Origin of the sequence: Falsiroseomonas sp., assembly GCF_030695085.1 — a bacterium.
GTDB lineage: Bacteria > Pseudomonadota > Alphaproteobacteria > Acetobacterales > Acetobacteraceae > Falsiroseomonas.
Window position 1 is genome coordinate 1 of record NZ_JAUYTS010000044.1, and the last position, 4,844, is coordinate 4,844.

Below are 4,844 nucleotides of genomic sequence, written 5' to 3' on the forward strand. Positions count from 1 at the left end.
TGGGCATGAACCATCCGGGCGAGATCGCGCCGCTGGCGGCGCTGGCGCGGCCGCATGTCGCGGTCATCACCAGCATCGCCGCCGCGCATCTCGGCCATATGGGCAGCCTTGAGGCCATCGCGCGGGAGAAGGCGGCGATCCTGTCCGGCCTGCTGCCGGGCGGCGTCGCGGTACTGCCGGCGGACACCGCCTTCCTGCCGCTGCTGCGCGATGCCGCAGGGGCCGCGCGGGTGGTGACCTTCGGTGCGGGCGGTGATGCGCATGCCATCGCGGTCGAAGCCGATGCGGAAGGCAGCGATGTGCGGGCCGAAATCCTCGGCACGAAGCTGGCATTCCGGCTCGGCACGCCGGGGCTGCACATGGCCGGCAACGCGCTGGCCGCGCTGGCCGCGGTGGCGGCGCTGGGGGTGGATGCGGCGCAGGTGGCGGGCGCCCTGGCGGGGTTTCGCGCCTTGCAGGGCCGTGGCGACCGCCGCGCCATCGCCACGCCGGATGGTGGCCGGGCGATCTTGCTGGACGAGGCCTATAACGGCCAGCCGCCCTCCATGCGCGCGGCGCTGGCGCTGCTGAAGCTGCTGCCGGCGCGGCGGCGCGTGGCGGTGCTGGGACAGATGGGCGAACTCGGCGACTTCGCACGAGACGAACATTCCGGCCTCGCGCCACATATTGCGGAAGCGGCCGACCTGGTGTTCGCCTGCGGGCCGATGATGCGCCACGCGCTGGCCGCCCTGCCCGCGGCGCGCATCGGCGGCTGGGCCGAAACCTCCGCCGAGCTGGCTCCCCTGGTTGCCGCCGCGCTGCGCGATGGTGATGCCGTTCTTGTCAAAGGCAGTCTCGCGACGGGCATGAAGACCGTGGTGCAGGCGCTGCGCGAAAGCCCGACCGCATGATCTTCCATATCCTCGCACCGATGGCCGAAAGTTTCGCGCTGTTCAACGTGGTGCGCTACGTCACCTTCCGCGCTGGCGCCGCCTGCATCACCGCGCTGGTCATCGCCCTGTTCTTCGGCCCCATGCTGATCCGCTGGCTGCGGGCGAAGCAGAATGGCGGCCAGCCGATCCGCGAGGATGGGCCGGCCAGCCACCTGCTGACCAAGAAGGGCACGCCCACCATGGGCGGCATGCTGATATTGCTGGCGCTGACCGGGTCCACCCTGCTGTGGGCCGATCTGCGCAACGGCTTCGTCTGGTGCGTGCTGATGGTGACCCTGGGCTATGGCGCGCTGGGTTTCGCCGATGACTGGCTGAAGGTGACCAAGCGCAACACCAAGGGTGTCTCCGGCCGCACCAAGCTGATCGCGCAGGCGGTGATCGGCCTGGCCGCCGCCGTATGGCTGAGCTTCCTGATGCCGGAGTTCCTGTCCGACAAGCTCGCCGTGCCGGTGTTCAAGGAATTGCTCATCCCGCTCGGCTTCGCCTTCCCGATCATGGCCATGCTGGTGATGATGGGTGCGTCCAATGCGGTGAACCTGACGGATGGGCTGGATGGCCTGGCCATCGTGCCGGTGATGATCGCGGCGGGTGTCTTCGCGCTGATCGCCTATCTCGTCGGCAACCGCATCTTCGCGGACCATCTGCAACTGCATGCGGTGGCCGGGTCGGGCGAGCTGGCGGTGTTCTGTTCCGCGCTGATCGGCGCCAGCCTGGGCTTCCTGTGGTTCAACGCGCCGCCGGCGGCGGTGTTCATGGGCGACACGGGCTCGCTTGCGCTCGGCGGCGCGCTGGGCGCGGTCGCGGTCGCGACGAAGCATGAGATCGTGCTGGCGATCGTCGGCGGGCTGTTTGTGGTGGAGACGCTGTCCGTCATCATCCAGGTCTTCTGGTTCAAGCGCACCGGCCAGCGGGTCTTCCTGATGGCGCCGCTGCACCATCATTTCGAGAAGAAGGGCTGGGCCGAGGCCACCATCGTGATCCGCTTCTGGATCATCGCCATGATCCTCGGCCTCATCGGCCTTTCGACGCTGAAGCTGCGATGAACGCATTCGTCCCCTTTTCGGGCCAGCGCATTGCCGTGGTCGGGCTCGGCCGTGCCGGGCTGCCGGCCGCCGCGCGGCTGGCCGAATGGGGGGCGGAGGTGACCTGCTGGGATGACGGCGCCGCGGCGCGCGCGGCGGCGGAGGCGGCGGGCTTCGCGCTGCGCGATCCGTCCCGGGGCCGCTTCGCCGCCGATGCGCTGCTGCTGTCGCCCGGCATCCCGCACACCCTGCCGCAGCCGCACCCGGCCGCGGCGGCGGCACGGGCGGCGGGCGTGCCGATCCTGTGTGACGTGGAATTCCTGTATCGCGCAGTGCGCGCCAGCGGCAGCCAGGCAGCATTCCTCGGCATCACCGGCACCAATGGCAAATCCACCACCACCGCCCTGCTGCACCACATCCTGCTGGGTGCGGGACGCATTTCGGAGGTGGGCGGCAACCTGGGCCCCGCGGCGCTCGGACTCAACATGTTGGGGTCGGAGGGCGCCTACACCCTCGAAATGTCGAGCTATAGCTTGGAGCGAATCGCATCCGTCGGCTTCAAGGTGGGGGTGATGTTGAACCTGAGCCCCGATCACCTCGACCGTCATGGAAGCATGGCCGGCTATGCTGCTGCGAAGATGAATATCTTCGCGCGGCAGAGCCGCGAGGACTTTGCCGTGGTCGGTCAGGACGATGAATTGTCCACAGCCATGGGCGCTGGACTGGCCGCCCGGATGATCCCGGTCTCTGGTTTCCACGCGGTGCAGGGCGGCATCTGGGCGGCAGGCCGCAGCCTGCGCGATGAGGATGGCGAGATCGCCGATCTGCGCGAGGCCCCTGCCCTGCCCGGAGCACATAACGCGCAGAACGCGGCCGCGGCCGCCGCCGTGGCGCTGGCGCTCGGACTGACGCGGGATGACATCGCCCGCGGCCTGCACAGCTTCGGCGGGCTGCCGCATCGGCAGGAACAGGCCGGGCAGATCGGCGGGCTGCGCTTCATCAATGACAGCAAGGCGACCAACGCCGAAAGCGCGGCGCGCGCCCTTGCCTCCTACGACCGTGTCGTGTGGATCGCCGGCGGCACCGGCAAGGAAGGCGGCATCGAGAGCCTGGCGCCGCATTTCCCGCGCATCGCGCACGCCATCCTGATCGGCCGCGACGGCCCGGCCTTCGCCGCGACGCTGGCCGCGCATGGCGTGGCGCATGAGGTGGTGGAGACGCTCGAGGCCGCCGTGCCGGCCGCCGCCGCCGCCGCCCGCGCCACCGGCGCTGCTGTGGTGCTGCTGTCCCCGGCCGCGGCGTCCTGGGACCAGTTCACCGGCTTCGACGCGCGCGGCGATCGGTTTCGCGCATTGGTGCAGGCGATGGAATCCACGGAAAGCGGGAGGGCGGCATGATGCAGGTCTCACGCGCCGATACCTCGACGGTCGGCCGCTGGTGGTGGACGGTCGATCGCTGGACGTTGGCGGCGCTGCTGACGCTGATCGGCTTCGGCTACGTCATGATGTTGGCCGCCAGCCCCGCCGTGGCGGAGCGCATCGGCGCCGCATCGCGCAACATGTTCTTCATGCGCCAGATCGCCTATCTGGCGCTGGCGGCCAGCGTGATGGTGCTGGTCTCCATGCTGACGGTGAAGCAGGTGCGTCTGCTGGCCTGGCTTGGGCTTGGCGGCGCGCTGGTGATGGTGGCGGCGACGCTGGTGGTGGGCGCCGAGATCAAGGGCGCGCGGCGCTGGATTTCGCTGCCCGGCATCGGGTCCTTGCAGCCCTCCGAATTCCTCAAGCCCTGCTTCGCGGTGGTCGCGGCCTGGCTGATCACGGAGGGCAAGCTGAACCGCCGGCATGGCGCGACGGTGCTGGCGGTGCTGTTGTTCATCACCAGCGCGGTGCTGCTGCAGCGGCAGCCGGATATCGGCATGCTGCTGGTGGTGGCCGCGGTGTTCTTCGCGCAGTTCTTCGTCGCCGGGCTGAACATGATGGTCGTGTTCGTCGCCGCGGCCGGTGGCCTGGCGGCCGCGGTCGGCGCCTATTTCGCCTTCCCGCACGTGCAGTCCCGCGTGCAGCGCTTCCTCGACCCGAATGCGGACAACTACCAGGCGGAGGTGGCGCTGGAAGCCTTCGGCAATGGCGGTCTGCTCGGTCGCGGCCCCGGCGAGGGCCGCATCAAGAACGTGCTGCCGGACGCGCATGCGGACTTCGTCTTCGCCGTGGCGGGGGAGGAGTTCGGCCTGGTGGTGTGCCTGGTGATCCTGGCGCTGTTCGCCTTCGTCGTGGTGCGCGGGCTGGTGCGGCTGCTGGGCGAGACCGACCTGTTCGTGGTGCTGGCCTGCGCCGGCCTGCTGACCCAGTTCGGGTTGCAGAGCTTCATCAACATGGCCTCCACCCTGCACCTGATCCCGACCAAGGGCATGACGCTGCCTTTCGTCTCCTATGGCGGGTCCTCCGTGGTCGCCATTGCCCTCGGGATGGGAATGCTGCTGGCGCTGACGCGCCGCCGCCTGTCCCGGACCGAGGAAGATCGATGAGGGGCCCGGCCGTGCGCCCCATCGTCATCGCCGCCGGCGGCACCGGCGGGCACCTGTTTCCGGCGGAAGCGCTGGCGGCGGAGCTGGTCGCGCGTGGCGAACGCATCGCGCTGATGACGGATGCACGCAGCGCCGCCTTCGAAAGCCCCGCCTTCGGCAATGCGGAACGCTTCGTGCTGAAGGGCTCGGGCCTGGCCGGGCGTGGGTTGCGCGGCGCGGCGATGGGCGCCTTGGCGCTGGCGGCCGGCACCATCGAGGCACGGCGCATCCTGGTTAGGCTCGACGCCGCCGCCGTGGTGGGCTTCGGCGGCTATCCCTCCGTCCCGCCGCTGATCGCGGCCCGCACCCTGCCCCGCGCGACGCGGC

At 70.0% G+C, this 4,844-nt stretch carries 5 protein-coding genes; all 5 read left to right on the forward strand.

What is annotated here, in order from left to right; genetic code table 11:
• The coding region (locus Q8S40_RS04985) for a Mur ligase family protein (RefSeq protein WP_305669520.1) at positions 1-890 on the forward strand (890 nt) is incomplete at its 5' end.
• Positions 887-1,975, forward strand: coding sequence for a phospho-N-acetylmuramoyl-pentapeptide-transferase (gene mraY, locus Q8S40_RS04990; RefSeq protein ID WP_305669521.1), 1,089 nt, complete (start codon positions 887-889; stop codon positions 1,973-1,975). The genes Q8S40_RS04985 and mraY, both read left to right, overlap by 4 nt.
• Positions 1,972-3,351 (forward strand): UDP-N-acetylmuramoyl-L-alanine--D-glutamate ligase, encoded by a 1,380-nt coding sequence (murD, locus tag Q8S40_RS04995; protein ID WP_305669522.1) that lies wholly within the window; start codon positions 1,972-1,974, stop codon positions 3,349-3,351. The genes mraY and murD overlap by 4 nt, the downstream gene beginning before the upstream one ends.
• Positions 3,348-4,478, forward strand: coding sequence for an FtsW/RodA/SpoVE family cell cycle protein (locus Q8S40_RS05000; protein WP_305669523.1), 1,131 nt, complete (start codon positions 3,348-3,350; stop codon positions 4,476-4,478). Before murD ends, Q8S40_RS05000 begins: the two co-directional genes overlap by 4 nt.
• Positions 4,475-4,844 (forward strand): glycosyltransferase (locus Q8S40_RS05005; protein WP_305669524.1); only part of this gene is annotated, 370 nt, incomplete at its 3' end. The genes Q8S40_RS05000 and Q8S40_RS05005, both read left to right, overlap by 4 nt.